The sequence below is a fragment of the Methanococcoides sp. AM1 genome, from assembly GCF_900774055.1.
In the GTDB taxonomy this organism is placed as follows: domain Archaea; phylum Halobacteriota; class Methanosarcinia; order Methanosarcinales; family Methanosarcinaceae; genus Methanococcoides.
Genome location: NZ_CAAGSW010000004.1, coordinates 189,594 through 209,263, shown reverse-complemented (window position 1 = coordinate 209,263; position 19,670 = coordinate 189,594). Strand labels below are relative to the sequence as shown.

The window sequence follows — 19,670 nt, the reverse complement described above, 5'->3', positions numbered from 1 at the left end:
TCATGGCAGAAGTTATTCTTACAGTAAATACTGAGATCGGTATCAAAATAGAGGCAGATGTTATCACTCCTGATACATTCGCCGGTAAAAACAAAAGTGAGATCGAGTCTCTGCTGGTATGGCAGGGACCAAAAGAGTTCCCACTCTCTTCCTTCTTTGATGTAGAGGGTGATGCAGGAAGTTCCGCAGAGGACACTTCTATTGTCATCAAAGGTGACACTTCCAGAGTGAAGCGCATCGGTGAAAAGATGACAGCAGGCAAGATCACCGTTGAGGGATCTGTAAGTATGCACGTAGGTTCCCAGATGGAAGGCGGCGAACTCCTTGTAAAAGGCGACGCTGATTCCTGGGCAGGAATGGAGATGAAGGGCGGACTCCTCCACATCGAAGGTAATGCTAAGGACCACGTAGGTTGCGCATACCGTGGAAAGTGGGTAGGAATGTCCGGTGGACGCATCGTCGTCGATGGCAATGTGAGCAACAACCTTGGTGGCGGCATCAGCGGCGGAGAGATCGTTGTTGGTGGAAATGTCGGTCACTACTGTGGTATTCGCCAGAACGGCGGTCTGATCGCTGTAAAAGGAAATGCGATCCGCGCAGTTGCTGCTGAGATGACAGCCGGTACAATGGTTGTTAACGGAACCATCGAAAGGTTCTCACCTGGATTCGAATATGTAACAAACGAAAGCGACCTTAAGTTCGATGATATAGAATGCCCTGGTAACTTCAAGAAGTTCCTCGGTGACAATGCTATCACAAAGAGGCCAAAAGGCACACTCTATGTCAATCAGGCAGCAAACATGGATCTGTGAGGTGTGATGATGAAAGTATTACTTAACACAGGAAGTACCATTGACGAGGGCAGGCTTGCAAAAGGCGGTGACAAATATACAGAAGATTACAGACAGGAATGTGCTGTATGCTGGATCTCACCTTGTGATTTTGCAACTCTTGGAAGCCCGGAAAAAGTAAAAGTAACAAGTAAGGACGAAAAACATTCCATCATAGTTTTCACAAAGTGCACAGATGCTGTAATGGATGGAAATGTATTCATGCCAAGGGCTATCTGGTCCAACGTGGTCATTGACCCTGACACCTTCTCAACAGGTTCTCCTCTCTACAAGGGTAATCCTGTAACTGTAGAAGCAGGTGAGGGTGAGGTGCTAAGCGCAGAGGATGTTGTCCTTAAACTATACATGGGAGGTAACTGATATGGTTTTTAAGAACATTATGTGTCCGGTTTGCGGAGCATCATGTGATGATATTCAGGTAGAGCTCGGGGACGGCGAGATCACTGTCAAGAACGCATGTAAGATGGGTAATGGAAAGTTCCAGGAGATCGTAAGCAAACACCGTCTTAAAGACCCTCAGGTCAGGAAAGACGGAAAGCTTCAGAAAGCTGCATGGGACGAGGCAATTACAAAGGCAGCAGAGATGCTTGTAAACGCTGAGAGACCTCTTTTCTTCCTCGGAAGTGAGACCTCATGTGAAGCACAGGAAGTCGGTCTTCACATCGCAGAGTACCTTGGTGGTGTAGCAGATTCCAACGCTACCATTTGCCACGGTCCTACTGTCATGGGTATCCAGGAAAGCGGATGTCCTGCAGCAACAGCAGGTCAGACCAAGAACAGGGCTGACGTTAACATCTATTGGGGAACCAACCCTCTGGCATCCATGCCAAGACACATGTCAAAATATGCTGTCTTCCCAAGAGGCTACTGGTCCAAGAAAGGCAGGTTTGACCGTAAGGTCATCACAGTTGACCCAAGGGTAACTGACACTGCAATAGCATCAGATCTTCACGTCCAGCTCAACCCGAACACTGACTATGAGCTTCTCAGCGCACTGCTGACACTTCTAAATGGCAAGAGGCCACACCCATCTGTCGAGCAGATCACCGGTGTGCCAATCTCTGTTATGGAAGATATGGTCGAGACGATGGTCAATGCAAACTTCGGTAGCATTTCCGTTGGTCTTGGTCTTGGTTCATCTATCGGTAAACACAGGAACGTGGAGCTTGGACTTAACCTTGTCAAAGAGCTCAACAACAACCACGGAACAAAGTTCGTACTCGGTGCACTGAGAGGTCACTGTAATGTAGCAGGTTTCAACCAGATCGCATCATACCTGTACGGATACCCATTCGGTATCGACTTCTCAAGAGGATACCCAAGGTACAACCCTGGAGAGACCACAACCGTGGATGTTCTGAGGGAGAAGGACGTAGACGCTGCATTCGTAATGTGTGCTGACCTTGTCAACCACATCCCTGCAGATGCTGCATCATACCTGGCAGAGATCCCAATGACCTGCCTGGATATTGCACCATGTCCAACAGTCACTGCTTCAGATGTTGTTCTTCCTGGTGTCATTGACGCAATGGAGAATGATGGTACATTCTACAGGCTCGACAACGTGCCAATGTACTTCAAGCCATTCACAAAACCTCCATTCGAGTTCACCCAGAGCAACGAAGACACACTCAAGCAGCTCTTCGCAAAGATAAAGGAAATTGCATAATCATGCCGTTGGATTGGCACGTCGAGAGGAAGATCGGTCAGAACAACTTCTGGCGGGATGAGGAGAGGGATGTTTCCGCTCCTTATCTTCCTTACAAATGTGTCGAGCTTACGGAAGATGGCAATAACGAAATAGACGTGGATGTCATCGTTGAGAAAGAATTCCATCTTTCTCTCAATGATGTCCCACTTGCTTCTTTTTTTGCTACCCCAAGGGAGTTTAAGGAACTCGCTGTGGGATTCTTATTATGTGAAGGATTTATTGATCACGCCATTGATATCATCTCAGTTGAGGTCGAAGATGACAAACTGCTATGTCATGCGGATATCTGCCCGGACCGCATCAAAAAGACCAGGCGGGATATCGACCCGGACTCAAGATTCGATTTTTGCAGTTGTGCTATTGGTTCCAGGCCATGCGGTAAAAAGATCGGAAGCGAAACCGATCTTAAATTTGACCGGAAAGTATTCTTCAAGGCAGTCGAACACCTCAAAAAGGATGCAAAGACATGGAGACGTACCGGAGGTACACACTCGGTCATTGTCTGTGACAGCCAGGGCGAGATCCTTGCATTCTGTGAAGACGTAAGCAGGGCTTCAGCAGTTGATAAGGCAGTTGGCAAAGCAGCCCTTGCAGGTGTTGATATGTCAAACTGTGCACTGGTCGCTACCGGAAGGCTGTCGGTCACAATGGTCTCCAAGGCCATCAATGCAGGAGTTTCCGTACTTGCCAGCAAAGCAGGTCCTATTAATGAAGGGATCGATCTTGCAAGGGCAACAGGGCTGACACTGGTAGGTTTTGTCCGTCCTCCTCATATGTATGTATATAACGGCATCGAGAGGATTGTTTGAGAGAATTTGTAATATCCTTTTTACTTATTGTTCACTTCTTTTGCTGAATTCTCTTAAGATCCATTTTCTATACTGTCAACCACTAGCATTACTTATTTTTAGGTGACATAATTAATTTTATATAGTCGGCATGTCTATTTCATAATGGTTTTGTTTAGTATCGATATTCATCGATCTGGATGGAAATTGTATCATGCTTTGAAGCAACAAGATGTGCTTTACTGCCAGAACCGGTTGTTACAGTGCTTTATTAAGGGGTACTATATTGAGATTTAATATTTACTGCACGATATTCCTGATATTTTTAATTGTAGCCAGTTCCAGTGTTACAGCTAAAGAGATTACTGTAGATGATGACGATGGAGCTGCATATTTCATTTCCATACAGGATGCTGTTAACTCTTCAAAAAATGGTGATACTATTGTGGTCTATCCCGGTTCATATATCGAGAACGTGTATGTTGATAAAGAAATTAAATTGATATCGGATTCAAACGATCATGATGAAGTCTATGTCTATGCAACCAATCCTGATGACCCTGTTATCCATATAAATGCAGATAATGTTACTGTCCGCGGGTTTGCATTATTGGGTGTTGAAGAATATAATCAGGCGGGAATATTTCTCGATGAGGTCTCTGGAAATTTAATTGAAAACAACGATGTTGTGATCTTGAAGTATGGTATTTGCCTGTTGAATTCCAGTAATAATACAATTGCTGGCAACACTATCAATCCGGATAACTATAAGGTGTATAGCTCCTCCGGCCAGAATCCGGCTGATATCGGCATCAAGCTTTATATTTCGGATGACAATGTTTTGTCCAACAATGTTGTAAATTCAAATAATGATATGGGTATTTCTCTCCAGATATCCAGTAATAATACATTGGACAATAACCATATCTCACAAAATGAGATTGGTATAAATCTTGTTTCTTTTAGTCAGGGAAATATAATAACGAACAACTCTCTTTCTGATAATTTGAAAGGTATTGAGGTGGATGGTAATGCTGTGAACCATATCTACAATAATGAGATCACAGTTCGAGAGGAAAAGGAAGAAAGATCTTTTAAAATCTCAATAGCTCTGATTATACTTTCAGCAGTGTTTGTTCTCTTTATAATACGTAAAATGCGGGGTATGGTATTTTGATGCAGAACCATATTGAGAAATTTGAAGTAATGTGTCAACAGGAGTTGATCTCGTGAAATTGAATATTAAAATTATGATCTTTCTTCTAATTCTATCCGCACTGACATTAAATGCATGTGCGGATGTACCAGTTTTCGATACACGTGAGATTGACAGATGTGTGAAAATAGTGAACCTGGATGAGTTCCCGGAAATTGTGCTGGTCGGACACATTACAGGCCCTATAATCCAGTGTGAGAATCCTTACATAATCAGTTCGGATACATGCCTGACTCAGTATTATGTGGCCAATGACCTGACAATCTATGCGATAGACAAAGATTATCTGGAGGCCAAAGGGCTTGAAAATATCGATCTGGAAACAGATCCGAACCTTTGTTCATTTGAAGTTGGTGTCGTTCCTGATATAAATGTTGTACATGAAAATGATCCGCTCATCAGGGAAGAGGTCGAATATTCCATAGCCGGGTTTTCAGAAAACAGGTTGATCACCTATACATCAAAAAAAGTTTCAAAATACAATGATGGCAGCCCGGATCGGATCGAAACATTTGAAGAACCCGATATTCCGGGTATAAGAGCGACGATAAAAGAAAACGCCTCTTCTGTAGAAGAAAACATATCTTCCATAAGAGAAGATATGCCTATGGGTGAGGGAGAAGTAAACGATGAGGGGATCTTGGTTTCCATAATTCGTTTTCTTAAGGATCTATTCAACATTAAGTGATATGAATGATCTATGAATATCACTTTTTGCTTGCATTGCTGGTTACTGTAATGGTGGAGACAACGATGCTCTTTGCACTTGTCCGTTATCTCTTCAAAATAGATCGGGCAACGATCCCTGATTCATTGTTGCTATTCACAGGAACTTTTTGTTCCTTCTCGACACTTCCGTACCTCTGGTTCGTACTACCAGTGTTCATCAGAACATATTCTCATCTGGTTGCCATCGGAGAGATTTCAGTGGTCCTTGTGGAAGCTGTGATGTACTATTTTATATTGAAGGTCAGAATGGAAAAAGCACTTTTCTTCTCCTTCATCTGTAATCTTGCTTCCTTTTTGGCAGGAGTATATTTGTTTTCTCTTTTTTGAGTTATTCCCGGGACCTTTTCCTGAGATACAAAATTGCTGCTAGACAGAAAATTACAAAGATACTGATCGTTGAGAACGTGCTTACACGAGGTTCCTTTGAGATCGTGATCTTTGTATCCGTGGAAATATCATACATGTAGACATCATTGTATTCGTTCTTCCATGTTATGTAGTTATCATGTATTGCAGGATATCCATGCTGACCAGAAACTTCGCTTATCGATGTTGATACTTTGGTAATTAGGTCGTACATGAAGATGGCAGTATCACCATTTTTCACACCCTCCCACACGACATAGTTGCCATAGATCGCAGGGTTCAATTTGGAGGCAGTATCGGTTATAAGCTGTTCTTCTTTTCCTGTGGAAATATCATATATATAAATATTCCACTCCACATCTTCGTGATTGAATGTCTGCCATACAACATAGTTTCCATGGATTGCAGGGTTTCTACTATCGGTCATGTTCGTGAGTTGTTTTTCCACTCCTGTGGAAATCCCGTAAATGTAGATGATACGATAGCTATTGCGTTTATCCTGCCAGACAATATAATTCCCATCAATTTCGGTTTCTTCCTGATCACCGGGAGCAGTGCATATCTGTGTCTCTTTTCCTGTAACAAGGTCATACATGTAAATATCCCATTGTCCATTGCGATTATCCTGCCAGACGATGTGATTTCCATCGATTGCAGGTTTTTCCTGATCAGCTAAATCTGTACATATTGGAGTTTCTGATTCTGTGGAAATGTCATACATGTAGATGTCATAATTCCCATTGCGATGATCTTCCCAGACGATGTAGTTTGTATCAATTCCGGGACTACCCTGATAACCAGCAGCTGTGCATATGGGGTTCTCTATTCCTGTGGCAAGATCATACATGTATATGTCCATACTCCCATTGCGGTAATCGTGCCATACAACCTTGTTCTCATAGATTGCTGGTTGCCCCTGATAATCAGGATCCTTATATTTTAGTGGAGGGATATCGGCAGCTGCTATGCCTGCGTTCATTGCCAAAAAAAGAATACCTATAACAAAACATACTTTTAGTTTCATATCTTAGACTACCACATGTTTACGATATTTTCTCCTTAGTCAACCTGGTATTCTCAAATTATTTTTCCAATCTCTACATCAACTTAAAATTTAAACCAGCACTGATGGACTACGGCCCTCAAATATCGGCATATATTATATTGTCAAGTTCCGATTTTATTCGGGGTTTTTGAGAATACTTCTTCATGATTTAGTAGCAACCAGAATTAAGGTAGCTATGGGTCCAAGCAATAAGGAAATGAGAAACCAATTGAGACCTTTTTTATTCTTACTTTGGGCAATTCCTGCATTTATTAATGCAAGAGTCCCCCATCCTACAGCATAACTCTGTTCCATGTATAACTACCTCTTCAATTTATTATTGCTTTTTTACGGCAGGATTAATACTTTTATATAATATTTATTTGCTTTATTAAAGAAAAATAATGTTTGTGATTTATTATTATCTTTATGTCCATTTCATCGAACTGTTCCAATCGCTACATCAGCTTGGAATTTACTCTAACTTCTGATGATTAATGTTTCTCATATTTCAGCATGAATTACTGTGTCCAGCTCCGATTCCATCCGAGGGTCCAGAGAATATCTTCTGTATCTTCCATCCTTTTCTGCCAACAGCAGTTCTTTTGTGGTCATCTTTCTCAAGTGGTATGAGACCGTGCTGCTAGTGATGCTCAAAGCCTGTGAGATCTCGTTGTTTGTCATGCCTGGCTTATCCCTGATCATCAGGAGGATACGTTTCTGATTTGCATCCTGCAAAAAGGGAGCTATGATCCGGGCTTGCTCGCTGTATGTCGAATTATTCTGAAAGAACCTTGGAGAGCTTCCATGATCGGATACAATGATCTTGTGTTCGCTGTGCAGCCTTTTCAGATGGTACTTTACAGTACCGCGGTTTAGCTCAAGATCATGTGATATATCAGCTACACTACATCCCGGATTACTTACGATATGATCAAAAACATAGTTTCTGTTCTTATTTGCAAATATCAGATTGAACTGTGCCAGTATTATGGGGGATATTTTAGCAAGCCCAATAGCTGCCAAGAACACGGTAAAGATATGTATCATCTGCAATTTTAAAGGAAGTTCCCAGAAAGTTAAGGTGCTGGATGCTCCTTCATAATGGTAACCTGGCTCATAAAGCTCCTCGCTGGCTGGTACTATGATGTATTCACTTTCGGCTGTATTGTATTCGGATTCCACATATACGACCCCGCATGCCAGAAGTGGTACTAAAAATAAGATCAGGATTGCTAGTATCCATTTGTTCATTTAGTTCGTATAAGACTTTTTAATGTATAAACATTTCTCAAATTTCAAGCATTAGTCTAAAAATAATCTCTATGAATTTCATGTACATCGTTCAGTTCGATGAAATGGACATAAATAATTTATAAAAGAAAACAGGTATATTGACACACATAATAAAAATTTTTGTCGAATTAGTAATGGTGTAAATTGGAGGATGAGGGACTTGAAAATGACTAAAATATTACTTTTATTGCTATTGATGTGTTCTGCATTGTTCTCAGCGGGATGTGTGGATGAGCAGCTCACGGCAGAAGAGATCGCAGAGCAAATGCAGCAGAAATCAGAGAATATTGAGGATTACTCGTATACAATGTACATTACCTCTTCTTTAGACGGAGAGGATTATGTTCTGGAAAGTGAAATGCTCTTTAAAGAACCACGCAAGATGAAGTCAGTTGTAATACAACCTGCTGAGGAGGCAGGAAGTCTTACAGTTTCAGACGGAGAGACCATCTGGACATATATTCCAAATGAGAACACGGTCATGCAAATAGAAATGCCTGACATTTCGGAGGATGCCCAAATGGATTATGTCGGTATGATCGGCGGTATCCTGAATGAGAGCGATATTTCGTTTTTGGGTATTGATGAATTTGATAGCAGGACAGTTTATGTAATAAGGATGATGCCGAAAGAAGAGACTGAAACTCCCTTCTTTGGAAGTAACGTAAAAGCTTGGATTGATAAAGAAACCTGGATGCCGCTAAAATATGAAATGTACGATGAGGATGAAAATCCGATGATCTCATTTGAGATTCGGAACCTGAAGGTAAACACCGGCATTTCAGATGATGAATTCGAGTTTAAAATCCCGGAAGGTGCAGAGGTAGAGGTCATTGATCCTATTGATATGAATGAAATTGCAGCTCCGGAAGAGGTCACATTGGAAGAGGCTGAGGATACTGCAGGTTTTGACTTACTTTTACCTTCATATATTCCGGAAGGCTATGAGTTTGATTGTGCACTGATCTTCAACAATAGTGCTACGTTTGAAGAAGATGTTTTTGAAAAGGTCATATTGGTATACAATAAGGGAGATGACTGGATCCGTATATCAGAAGTAGTTTATGAAACCGGTTCTTCGGATATATCTGACTTAGATGATGCGGAAACAGTTGGTATCAATGGTTCCGAGGGAAAATTTGTAGCTTTTGTTCAAACCAATCTTTTAAGATGGACAACAGGGGATATTGAACTGAGCATACTGGGGATGGAGGATAAAGATGAGATCGTGAAAGTGGCGGAATCCATGGTCTGATCTGATTAAGTTGTTTTTTATGTCCATTTCATCGGACATTTTCTAATCTTAGTTCGATGAAATGGACATATAACTATTATATTTCGCTTGATGTCATCGAATATAATCATTAAAAAAAAGTAGGATGAAGAGCTTATGAATAATCCTGGTAAAATACAGCTGAACTACATAATATATGCATTTGTATGTGCAGTCATTGGTGCAAATCTATTTCTGGCTTCTATTGGGCAAATGTTGACATCACACATCTTTTACCAGGAATATCTTTTTGGACCGCTTCTTATCTGGACAGGTTTTGGTATCGGCTTTGTATTTCTTGTGGCATCAATATTTTTCGTAAAGGAATCTTTTGGAGCATTGTAAAATGATGGACAGTTTAACTAGTATACAAAAGAAATACATTATTTTCTTCTGCCTCGGTATCTTTGCCTTCTATCTAAGTGGTTATGTTCTCAGAGGCTTCCATCCACCCCAGAACATCTATTTGATGCTACTCATTTTCCTGATACTTTTTGGTATCGGTGTAGTGGCCAGCAGAGAAATATCCAGTGTTTTTGTCGTAAATGCATTTGTAATTTCGTTTGTGGCTTTACTTCTGATCTCTGCCGGTTTCTTTGCATGGAGTGCTCACAGCCATATGTATTCTAAAACGATAGATGCTGAGCTGCTGGACTATACTCCTGAGGATTTTGTCGTTGTAACGGAAGAGGAGCTGAAAGAATATCCTGCCCTGAAGGAAACCATTGAGACTCAGAGCTATGTGAAAGCAAGTCCCGGGGAATGGGAGCGAACAATTGAGTTCCTTGAAGAAAAGGGATCCTGTGATATCAAGGTGGAGGATGAATATTATGGGGTCAGCTTTGCGACTGCGTGATTAGTCGTTATCTTCGAGACTATTGTTTTGACTATCGGGTATAGTGCCAATTTATGGGTCTATTTTTCTTTTTGGAGACTTATCAATGATGAAACAGGTTTCAATATTGTGAAACCCTTCATCTCAATTGGTCGTAGCATGCTGTTTTTTATGGGGTGTGAATTTTGCCCTTTCGGTTGACTTGTCACTTGTCGTGAAGTATTATTAACTGTATTTTCAATCTATTTTCTGCATCTCTCTGGTTTGTTTTGCTACATAAGTAAAGGTCTTTTCACGTGTGGGCCTCTGTTTTTGAGCATGCACTTACCGGATCAGTTACTTGTGGAAAAATAAAATGTTGTGCGTCTTGGAATAATGGGCAAATATCTGAGTTTTTTCTATTTTTTCCGAATATAATTGCTTCACTTAAATACTGTGTCGCTCTCCAATAACCTCTTTTCGCATTGATGCAACGTGTTTCAGGCTAATTCAAAATACCGTTTCAGCCTATTGTGGTTTGATCATAACTGACAAGGATGGATTAAATGAATCAAAATCACATGTTATTGGAAAAACGATCTTACCTGTTCTTATTGGCAATTTCCCGGGAGGTTTGGGCTTGATGAACAGAAAGATGATGGTGTTGTCATTTATTATGGCAATTTTTGTACTTGCTGTTCCTTCACTGGCTGTAACTAATTCCGTAGAAGTATCTGATCTTGATGATATTGACTATGAAGGCTGGCTCAAAGAAGAGATCGAACTTTCAGCCAATGAGGAGATCAAATTAGGCAACTACAGTTTAAATTACATTTATCCTCAAAATGGCGGTCCTTTTGTCGAAGATCTGACCATTCAGGAAAAAAGGACAGATACTGCCGGTAATGAGAGGTTCTATCAGATAGCAGATTTCAGTGGTCATGAAGATATCTATGATCTCAAAGGAAAGGTCATCTTTATTGAACGCTCATCACTGGCATTCCGGATAGATGAGATTGATGATGACGGCCTTAAGCTGACGGTCTGGTCGAATGAGGATATTTTTTTAGATGTTGAGATATTCACAGATGTTCCTGAATTCGTCCAGTTCTATAAAGACGAATCCGTTAGCATCCCTTTAGAGATAAATAACTCCGGTTCCATTGATGAAACATTTGATCTTGGAGTAAATGGGCCGGGATTTTATTCTTATGAATTTGTTTCTAATGGCTATAAAGTATCCAGAATAAACGTGGATTCCGGAGATGTGGAAAACCTGGAACTCAAACTTCACATCGATAAGAATTGTCCGGCTGGAGATTACAATTTAAGCATAAGTGGTTCAGGAAGGACTTCAGATATTTTGTACTTACCTTTTAGCGTTACGGAAGACCTGAATACTACGAGTGACCCGGAACTGACGATGCAGCTTTCAAGTCTCTATGTTTCCGGTGAGGCAGGTTCAGAGGTCACTGTACCTGTAAGGGTGCTCAACTCAGGTAATGTCGATCTTGAAGATATCGATCTTGACACAGATTCTCCGGGAAACAACTGGGACCTTGAGTTTTCAGAAAATGACATTGACAGGATTAATTCAGAAGAATATGTGAATGTTGATCTTAATATCAGGATTCCTTCAGAGGCTGAGAATGGTGATTATTTTGTAGATATCAGCGCGGAATCCGGTGATGTTGAGGCTGACGAGACGAAGTTGCGTGTCAATGTCAAGAGCAGCTCGAACTCAGCATGGATCGGATTATTGATAATAATTCTTCTGGTTGTAGGTCTGGTCTTTGCGGCCAAAAAATATGGGAGAAGATGAGTATGGACAAAATACTTGAAATACAGAACTTAACGAAAACATATGATGGCTTTAAGGCAGTTGATAATGTGTCCCTTGACATCAATGAAGGGGATCTTATCGGGTTATTGGGCCACAACGGTGCAGGAAAAACAACTCTTTTTGTAATGCTCACAGGGCTTACAATACAAACATCAGGGAGTATAAAGGTACTTGGTGAGGATATCGGGAAGAACATGATGATGTTAAAGGAGAACATCAGTTTTCTTCCGGATAACACACTTTACTACGAGAACCTGACCGCAAAAGAGAACCTGGAATATTTCTGCGATCTGGCGGATGCAGATCGTTCAAAGGTCCCGGAACTTCTTGAGATCGTAGGGATGAGCAAGTGGGCAGACAAGAAAGTCGGTGAGTTCTCCAGGGGAATGGTGCAGAGGGTAGGATTCGCACAGGCTCTTGTAAAGGAACCGAAGGTCATCTTCCTTGATGAGCCTACATCAGGTCTTGATCCCGAAGCAAGGGTAGAGATGAACCAGCTTTTAAAGAAGCTTAATGACAGGGGAATCGCGATCGTAATTTCTTCCCATGTACTATCGGAGATCAAGGATATCTGCTCAAAGATTGCTATCATGAAACAGGGGAAGCTTGTTGCTTTTGATACACTAGAGAATCTCCGCAGAAAGGAAAATAGCAATATCATCCTGCTGGAGACAAAAGATCCGGAGAGCACAATGGAAGTCCTCAGTTCGATCGATTCTATCAAATTTGTTCGTGAAGGCAATATCTTCAGGATAACTTCTGAAGAGGATGTCAGGGAACGGATCAGCTCGGAACTGAGTAGCATAGGTGTCATTATTTTGAACCTCAGGTATGAAACTGAGGATCTTTTCGATATCTTTGGAAAATATTATCAGGTGGATTAAATGAACTTCAATAAAATAAAGACCATAGCAAAAAAAGAGTTCTTTGATAGTGTGAAGAGCAGGTCTTTTGCTATCGTATTTGGAATCTTTTTAGTACTGATATTAACATCTTCAATTTCCGGTGTAAATCAATATAATGAGGATCTTCAGAGCTATCAGGAAAATATGGCGAATTTTGGAAATGTGAAAAGCAGTGATATATTCTTATCATTTCCCGAACCGGAACTGATGTCTGTACTTTTTGGAAATATCGTGTCGAACATTGCAGTGATGGGTGCGATACTGGCAATAATGCTTGGATATAATGCTATTTCCGGTGAAAAAGAAAGAGGAAACCTGAAATTACTGTTGTCCTATCCTCTTTACAGGGACGATGTTATCAATGGCAAGTTCCTTGGAAAGATCGCAGTACTTGTCATGACACTGGTGATAACCACCCTTATATCGGTATCTGTTGCATTGATCATGGGTCTGGTCCCGACAGGTGACGATATCATTAAACTGATGTTGTTCATGGCTGTTTCCATAGTTTATCTTGTAACATTCTTAGGAATAAGCATATTCTTCTCGACTGTTTCCAAAAATGAGACCAGCTCGATGCTGAACTCGTTTATGTTCTGGATCGTCAGTGCGATACTAATAACTTCAGTTTCGGGTTTGGTTGCAGACACCATGGTTCCGGAAGCTCAGGGTTCTAATAGCGTATCTTTCATCGTATCCGGAGATACTGGTTCAAAATTTGACATGTCAGACTTTGAAGATGCGTCCCAGGGATTAGGGATGGATGGCTTTGATAGTTATGAAAAGAAGTGGAAGGTCCAGAATATGATCGAAGCTTTGATCTCGCCCAGTCTGAATTATGAGCAGGTGGCAAATGCTATTCTGGGAAGTTCGGGGGATAAATTTTCACTTGTGGGCAATGATCCGACACAAGACCTTTCGGTCTTTGAGATCCTCATGGGTAAAATGACAAATCTGGTCAGCATGTTCCTCTGGGCAATAGTTTCTCTCATAGCGACTTATTATGTCTTTATGAGACAGGACATCAGGTGATATGATCGATTGATTGCTTGATTGCTTGATAGGGATCAAGGGCTAATAATGGCATGTCTTCTTCCCGTTATTAGTCCTCGGACTCTGTGATGTCTATAATGGTTTAATTTAACTCCGGATCAAAAATGTAAATATTAGGCGTTTCAAATGTTTCTCGTTCACTTGCTCTGGATGTATCTCCTTGAAGCAATGTTCCTGTAGCTAAAATACATTATCTTATATATTATTAAATAAAAGGGGTTTATGCTTATGATGGATCGCAATACTGGTAAAACGGCTGTTCTATTAATTACTATGTGCCTATTAGCTGCGATCGCAGGAGCTGCGACCAGCCAGTTTCTTCTGGATGACGATAATTCCGATAAGCCTGTTAAAGAGGAATTACGAATTCCCGGTTCACTTGTGAACGATGATGTAGGGCTCATTATTCAGGATCTGGAAAGGTCAAATCCGGACAATGTTATGATTATTGATGATGGTTTTATCCTTATGGGTTCAGCTGTAAATGAATTTGATGAATTCTATTTTACCGATAGAGTCAGGTTTAATGAAGTTCAGGCTGTAGCAGCACCTGTGGGAATTGAATATATTGTAAGTGATGGTAATATCAAATACTCTCAGGACCTGACCAAATATTACCTTTCTGACGATACTATCACTGAAAAGTTGTTTATTCCGGAAAGCTTCCTGAATGAGAACATCAGTTCCATACTAGTTGAGCTAAATTCAACTTATAAAGATGCTGTTGATATATCCGCTGATCCGATCATGATCTCCGGAAGAATGCCAATAAATGACTTCAACAATGTTTATTTTTCGACCGGATCAAGTTTCGAGTGGGATCAGGGCGATGATGGGGCTGAAGAGACTATAACACTGAATGTCTTTAAAGATGATACCCTGTTGTATTCGGAAGATTATACTTATTTCTATAACAGGGGTCTATTGAGCAAAGTTGATGTGATCGACGGGGGAAGTTTTGTGATACTTTCCTACGATGAACTTGAAAAGCTGATCGAAGGCGATGAAGAAACTATCGAGCACTACAGCTCGGTCCTTGAGAACATGAACAGTACTTCAGGTAACATTGTCAATGTAGAGATTGGCACTGCTGTCGGTATAGGAATTATCTGAATTAATATTGAGGGGATCTGGCATGGAAAAGAAAGATACATTTTTTGCGATAATCCTTGCAGTATCTCTGTTTTCTTTATCACTGCTTCTTTTTTCACAGGGAATGTCCAGTCTTTCTGTTTCTCTTAAGGATGGTAGCACTGTAGGAGTTGAGGTTCCTCTTATGTTCCCGGTAAATTCGGTCTTTCTGATGCTTATGATGGCATCGGCTGCAACCTATTGTGCTACGATGTTCACTTCGGACATATTCACTTCGGATAAACAGAATTTGCCTGAAATCGGGCAGTATCTTTCTGATCCCATTATTAGCTCCACATCATTCAATGATACTGATTCCCTTCCAGAATTCGACAATTCATCCAACGACATATCATCATCGGTCAATCCGGTCAGTAATGTTGTGAATCCAGATGCCACTGAACACAAAAAGGACCTTGTTGCAAGAGTTCTTGATGGGGATTCACGAAAGCTTTACAGGATCATAGCTGAAAAAGAAGAGATCCTCCAGAGTGAATTGGTTCTGGAATCCGGATTTTCCAAAGTAAAGGTAAGCCGTATACTCAAAAAGCTTGAAGATAAATCCCTGGTAGAAAGAAAGCCTTATGGAAACACGAACAAGATAACTGTTTCATTATAATCCATACGATGGTATGGCTGATATTTATCCTGTCATGTCTTGTCAGATGACGATTTTACAATTTATTTTCGTCATTCCATCTTCTTCAGACAAAGGCAGTAAACCTCGATCCCCGCACCACGGCATGCTGTCATCCTGCTGTTGTCAATACTCGCACAGACGATACCCAGACGTATATCCTCGGGATCAACTTCGTACTTTTCAGCATAAGGCAGCTTGAACCTCTGCACCTGACCGATGGCATTGTCTCTTGCGTTGATCTCGATCTCTATCAAAAAGTGCTTTTCCTGCTCATCGATAAAGACCGCGTCTATCCTGCCGCCATCGACCTCTACTTCTATCTCGTGGAATGTCAGTCCGGGTTCGATAAGCTCCGGCAGGCTGGTGATCATCCTTGAGATGTCATCTTCGGTAATATGGTTCGATTCCAGTGCTTCCTCCACACTGGAAGAATTTTGGATAAGGTTCAGGTATTGGATTGCGGTCGTTAATTTGTTGTTCTTCACATTGGGGTGGACGGAAATATCCTTTCCATCCCGGGAATGGATGAGAATGCCTACGTTGCTCAGGTTCTTCTTGCGTGAGATGGGAAGTGATCCCCTGCCTTTGCTGACAACGCCGATGGCATTCTTCCTGCTGATAACACGGATGGATTCGATAAGTTCTTCCTTTTCATCATCCCTGAGATCTTCTATAGCCAGTATCTCAAAGTTGCATTGATGGCTATCTCTGATATTCTCCAGTGAGTCGATGATCGGTCTGATCGTCTCTGAGGGTGTGTCTTCCCTTGTGTAGAACTTGAAAGTATCCATTCTGTAATTCCTTTTACCGGTGAAGGTTTTATCTTCTAATCTGATTATTTTATTTAACGAATGAGACCTTCTCACCGCATTTTTTAAGCAAATGCTTAGTTCCGCCTGCTTCACTGACTATCTTTAACATAGTGTCAGCATCGTTTATTCGTGTTCCCATCACCGCCGTAAACCCTTTGTCATAGAATGGCTGCGGTAACATCACCGCAGAAGGTCCGAGAAGTATGGCTTCGCGTGCATTTCCTTTCATGGATATCAATTCATCCGTTGTCCCGTTCACCAGTGTGCTGGCAGTTATTATGACAACATCTGATCCGGAAAGTACTTCTGAAGCGTCACTCTCCTGAACCACAGTTATGCGGTCATCAAAGATTTCCTTCTTTTCGATCACTGTAAGCTGTTCAGTGATCTTCAGTATCCTTGGTATCATAGGACTGAAATGGCCTACCATTCCAACTTTGTCACCAGGCTTTATCAGGTCAAGAACATCAGCATCAGAGAATTTATACTTCTCAGGATTTTTATCGCATATCATGGTTGCAAGGGCATTTACGGTTGCCACTCCGACAACAGCCTTGAGCGTGTTATCTGATAGTGCCATTTCCATGATCTCTGATACAGGCCTGCCGGTCATATCGCCCGCCTTTGGTAGTGTTGAACAATGAGCTGAATCCGATTGGGATGATTGGGGTTGTGTGGCTGCAATTCCTCCATAACCGCCCGTGATCCTTACTCCGCTATAGACGACACCAACCCTGATATCTTCCACATAGATGTCATCCAGTTTTTCTTCGAGTTCCTGCCTGATCTGTTCAAGCAACATTTCCATTAAAGAATTATTTCCCATTTTAGTTCCACCTGTCAGCCTCTTATCCGAGCCGGTCTATTTTTGTTGTTAGGTCAAAAGGTTTTGCGTAATATGGCGCGGTGGTCACAACAATATCAACAGCTGCTGCATATTTTGGTATATCCTTGAACTCAATGCCGCCAACTGCGATCTCAAGTTTCGGGTTGAGCTTTTTAAGCTCAGGTGCCACTTCTTTTAGCTCCTCCGGGGTGTAGTGATCAAGAAGCAGTATGTCTGCAATAGGTGCGTATTCGAAGACCTCTTCCTTTGTCCTTGGTTCGATCTCGATCTTTCTCATGGAACTAAGCTTCCCGAAAGAACCTACTACATTGAAGTGATTTTGTGTAATAAGGATCGAATCGCTCAGGGAATTTCGGTGATGATCCCCATCTCCTGCCCTGACTGCCTTAAGTTCATATTTACGAAAACCCGGGTGTGTCTTTCTGCTGGTGGCGATCTTTACATCAGGATTGACAGCTTTTGCAGCATCTGCAACCTTTTTTGTTTTTGTGGCGATGGCACAGGTCATGGAAAGGAATGTCTGTGATATTCTCCATAATTTGAAGATAGTTCTAAGGTCGCCTTCTGCCTCTAATAATATAGAATTTTTGTCAAACTTTTCCCCGTTGTCCAGAAATGAAATTATTTTCAGTCCTTTTTTTTCATAGAACTCGGCAAGGTCATCTGCACAGGCTGCAATGCCTGCATCTCTTGATATTATTTTTAGAGCCCCCTCTCCTTCGATCTGAAGGATCTCAGTGGTCTCATCCCCATAGGGGCAATCTTCCAGTAAATAATGTTCAAATGGTTCGATCATTCTGTCACCTATTATGATATGTTAATACAGTCGATGTCTTATTGCATTGATTCCTGCGTCTGAATTGCAAGTATTGATATGGTCTATAAATATCTTGCTAACTTCTTCTGAAATTAACGCTGTTATTTTATTATTTCAGAAAGTCATCTTTGTATTTTCGCTGGATGCATAGCTCCTTTAATTTCCTTTTTTATGTATTAGAAAGAGTCTTGTAGAGCCGGTATGGAAATGATCGCAATTCTGGCAGCAAGCACGCCAAATGTTCTGCGATCCTTTCCTATACCTGGCTTCTACGCTTAAGCACCGTTTCGGTGCCTGCACATATGTGATGGTCCTGTTACCCTGTTCAAGATAATCCTTATTCCACTGCCGGAGTAGATGAGTTTATGCAGTGGATAGGGGCGTGGTACGGGGAGGGCCGATCATATCAGTGTGATGTTCGGGTCTAATGTGCATTTTTGTTTATTTGATCTCATACACTGGGATGAGCGTTATGTCAGCGTTATGTATGAATGAACATAACGGATATATATTTATCGATTTGATCTCGGACCTTTTTCCGATAAATTGATATTTCCAAAAAATTATTGCTATAGCATGGAACTATCACGCATAGTAGAAATACTGGAAGAGATCGCACCTCCTGAACTTGCAGAGGATTTCGATATTGGCAGGATCGGCCTTACTCTTGATCTGGACAATGATGTCAACAGAATAGCGGTTGCACTTGATCCTACGGAGTATGTCTTGAAGCGTGCAGCCCAGATCGGTGCGGACTTGCTTATCACCCATCACACGCTAATATTCCATTCTGTGAACCTGATCTCAAAAGAGCTTGCAGGTCTTTTAAAGATCGCTCTTGATAATGGTATTTCCCTTTATTCCATGCATACGAACTATGACCGGGCCGAGGGTGGTGTTAATGACGTCCTTGCCCGGCGTCTTGGTCTTGTTGATGTGAAGGATGTAGGCATGGGTCGGATCGGCAGGATCGATGAGTGCTCTGCTGATGTTTTCGTGAACCATGTTTCAAAGAGCCTTAATACTCATCTTCAATATGTGGGTGGGAAAGATTCCATTTCAAATGTAATGGTTTTTGGTGGCAGTGGTTTTAAGGATGATTTCCTTGACATAGCAAGGGAACACAATGTCGATGCATATGTTTCTGCTGAACTTAAACATGATATCCTGCGCAATTATGATGACATCCTGCTTGTGGATGCCACTCATTATGCTACAGAGAACCCGGCAATGGAAGCACTTTGTGGGCGCCTGAAGAACATGCTCAACATTGATGTGGAATTTATTGACAATGACCCATTTATCGGAGTGTTATGAATGAGCGCAAAAGAAGAAGAGGGACTGGAGGGCGATGAACTGACGGACGATGAACTGGATGAACTGATGATGGAACAGTCCAAAACTCCAGGGTGTAAAAAGCACAGAGGTTATGGGAAGTTTGACAAACCTCCTGTCAACCGGGGAGTAGCAGTCAGTTCTGATTCCGACAAAGAACAAAGTAAAAAAGAAGATGATGATGAAGAAGAAGAATAA

23 protein-coding genes are annotated in these 19,670 nt (G+C 41.4%); 17 read left to right on the top strand and 6 right to left on the bottom strand.

Annotated elements, in window-relative coordinates; all coding sequences use genetic code 11:
- The first annotated feature begins 2 nt into the window (after positions 1–2).
- From E7X57_RS08105 to E7X57_RS08080, 7 genes are all read left to right on the top strand, one after another.
- The gene (locus E7X57_RS08105) at positions 3–812 is read left to right on the top strand and encodes a formylmethanofuran dehydrogenase subunit C (protein ID WP_210409049.1); all 810 of its coding nucleotides are present in this window, start codon (positions 3–5) and stop codon (positions 810–812) included.
- Between the two features lie 9 nt (positions 813–821).
- On the top strand, positions 822–1,211 hold the full coding sequence (locus E7X57_RS12670; protein ID WP_210409048.1) for a molybdopterin dinucleotide binding domain-containing protein: 390 nt from the start codon (positions 822–824) through the stop codon (positions 1,209–1,211).
- A gap of 1 nt (position 1,212) precedes the next feature.
- Complete coding sequence (locus tag E7X57_RS08100; protein WP_135612453.1) at positions 1,213–2,520, top strand: formylmethanofuran dehydrogenase subunit B; 1,308 nt, start codon at positions 1,213–1,215, stop codon at positions 2,518–2,520.
- Between the two features lie 2 nt (positions 2,521–2,522).
- Complete coding sequence (fdhD, locus tag E7X57_RS08095) at positions 2,523–3,371, top strand: formate dehydrogenase accessory sulfurtransferase FdhD (RefSeq protein ID WP_135612451.1); 849 nt, start codon at positions 2,523–2,525, stop codon at positions 3,369–3,371.
- A 265-nt stretch (positions 3,372–3,636) separates the two neighbouring features.
- Positions 3,637–4,527, top strand: coding sequence for a nitrous oxide reductase family maturation protein NosD (locus E7X57_RS08090; RefSeq protein ID WP_167880945.1), 891 nt, complete (start codon positions 3,637–3,639; stop codon positions 4,525–4,527).
- A 73-nt stretch (positions 4,528–4,600) separates the two neighbouring features.
- Complete coding sequence (locus tag E7X57_RS08085) at positions 4,601–5,254, top strand: hypothetical protein (RefSeq protein ID WP_244603646.1); 654 nt, start codon at positions 4,601–4,603, stop codon at positions 5,252–5,254.
- Positions 5,255–5,259: 5 nt separating this feature from the next.
- On the top strand, positions 5,260–5,622 hold the full coding sequence (locus tag E7X57_RS08080; RefSeq protein WP_135612444.1) for a hypothetical protein: 363 nt from the start codon (positions 5,260–5,262) through the stop codon (positions 5,620–5,622).
- A 1-nt stretch (position 5,623) separates the two neighbouring features.
- On the opposite strand, the gene E7X57_RS08075 is transcribed toward E7X57_RS08080, so the two are convergent.
- The 3 genes from E7X57_RS08075 to E7X57_RS08070 all read right to left on the bottom strand — a co-directional run bounded on the left by E7X57_RS08075 (position 5,624) and on the right by E7X57_RS08070 (position 7,960).
- Positions 5,624–6,685, bottom strand: a complete 1,062-nt coding sequence (locus E7X57_RS08075; protein ID WP_135612442.1) for a hypothetical protein — start codon at positions 6,683–6,685, stop codon at positions 5,624–5,626.
- Between the two features lie 183 nt (positions 6,686–6,868).
- Positions 6,869–7,021 (bottom strand): hypothetical protein, encoded by a 153-nt coding sequence (locus E7X57_RS12495; protein WP_167880944.1) that lies wholly within the window; start codon positions 7,019–7,021, stop codon positions 6,869–6,871.
- Between the two features lie 189 nt (positions 7,022–7,210).
- Positions 7,211–7,960, bottom strand: a complete 750-nt coding sequence (locus tag E7X57_RS08070; protein WP_135612441.1) for a winged helix-turn-helix transcriptional regulator — start codon at positions 7,958–7,960, stop codon at positions 7,211–7,213.
- A gap of 208 nt (positions 7,961–8,168) precedes the next feature.
- Between E7X57_RS08070 and E7X57_RS08065 the strand changes: the two genes are divergently transcribed.
- The 8 genes from E7X57_RS08065 (at position 8,169) to E7X57_RS08030 (ending at position 15,640) form a co-directional block, all read left to right on the top strand.
- On the top strand, positions 8,169–9,257 hold the full coding sequence (locus E7X57_RS08065) for an outer membrane lipoprotein-sorting protein (RefSeq protein ID WP_167880943.1): 1,089 nt from the start codon (positions 8,169–8,171) through the stop codon (positions 9,255–9,257).
- Positions 9,258–9,392: 135 nt separating this feature from the next.
- Positions 9,393–9,620, top strand: a complete 228-nt coding sequence (locus E7X57_RS08060; RefSeq protein WP_135612437.1) for a hypothetical protein — start codon at positions 9,393–9,395, stop codon at positions 9,618–9,620.
- 1 nt (position 9,621) lies between these two features.
- Positions 9,622–10,131 carry a hypothetical protein gene (locus E7X57_RS08055; RefSeq protein ID WP_244603645.1) on the top strand — a complete coding sequence of 170 codons (510 nt, stop codon included), beginning with the start codon at positions 9,622–9,624 and terminating at the stop codon, positions 10,129–10,131.
- Between the two features lie 601 nt (positions 10,132–10,732).
- Positions 10,733–11,911, top strand: a complete 1,179-nt coding sequence (locus E7X57_RS08050; RefSeq protein WP_135612435.1) for an NEW3 domain-containing protein — start codon at positions 10,733–10,735, stop codon at positions 11,909–11,911.
- 2 nt (positions 11,912–11,913) lie between these two features.
- Positions 11,914–12,816 carry an ABC transporter ATP-binding protein gene (locus E7X57_RS08045; RefSeq protein WP_167880942.1) on the top strand — a complete coding sequence of 301 codons (903 nt, stop codon included), beginning with the start codon at positions 11,914–11,916 and terminating at the stop codon, positions 12,814–12,816.
- Entirely contained in the window at positions 12,817–13,869 is a 1,053-nt protein-coding gene (locus E7X57_RS08040) for an ABC transporter permease (protein WP_135612431.1), read from the top strand.
- Positions 13,870–14,118: 249 nt separating this feature from the next.
- Positions 14,119–15,003: a hypothetical protein gene (locus E7X57_RS08035; RefSeq protein WP_135612429.1), complete on the top strand. Its 885-nt coding sequence runs from the start codon at positions 14,119–14,121 to the stop codon at positions 15,001–15,003.
- A gap of 22 nt (positions 15,004–15,025) precedes the next feature.
- Entirely contained in the window at positions 15,026–15,640 is a 615-nt protein-coding gene (locus tag E7X57_RS08030) for a hypothetical protein (RefSeq protein ID WP_135612427.1), read from the top strand.
- Positions 15,641–15,711: 71 nt separating this feature from the next.
- On the opposite strand, the gene E7X57_RS12965 is transcribed toward E7X57_RS08030, so the two are convergent.
- The 3 genes from E7X57_RS12965 to E7X57_RS08015 are packed head-to-tail and all read right to left on the bottom strand — an operon-like array spanning position 15,712 to position 18,116.
- A complete protein-coding gene (locus E7X57_RS12965) occupies positions 15,712–16,452 on the bottom strand; it encodes an endonuclease NucS domain-containing protein (RefSeq protein WP_135612425.1) in 741 nt (246 codons plus the stop codon).
- 49 nt (positions 16,453–16,501) lie between these two features.
- Entirely contained in the window at positions 16,502–17,299 is a 798-nt protein-coding gene (locus E7X57_RS08020; protein WP_135612424.1) for a Rossmann-like domain-containing protein, read from the bottom strand.
- Positions 17,300–17,321: 22 nt separating this feature from the next.
- Entirely contained in the window at positions 17,322–18,116 is a 795-nt protein-coding gene (locus E7X57_RS08015; RefSeq protein WP_135612422.1) for a nicotinate-nucleotide pyrophosphorylase, read from the bottom strand.
- Positions 18,117–18,713: 597 nt separating this feature from the next.
- Here E7X57_RS08015 and E7X57_RS08010 point away from each other — a divergent pair.
- A complete protein-coding gene (locus E7X57_RS08010) occupies positions 18,714–19,454 on the top strand; it encodes a Nif3-like dinuclear metal center hexameric protein (RefSeq protein WP_135612420.1) in 741 nt (246 codons plus the stop codon).
- On the top strand, positions 19,455–19,670 hold the full coding sequence (locus E7X57_RS08005) for a hypothetical protein (protein ID WP_135612418.1): 216 nt from the start codon (positions 19,455–19,457) through the stop codon (positions 19,668–19,670).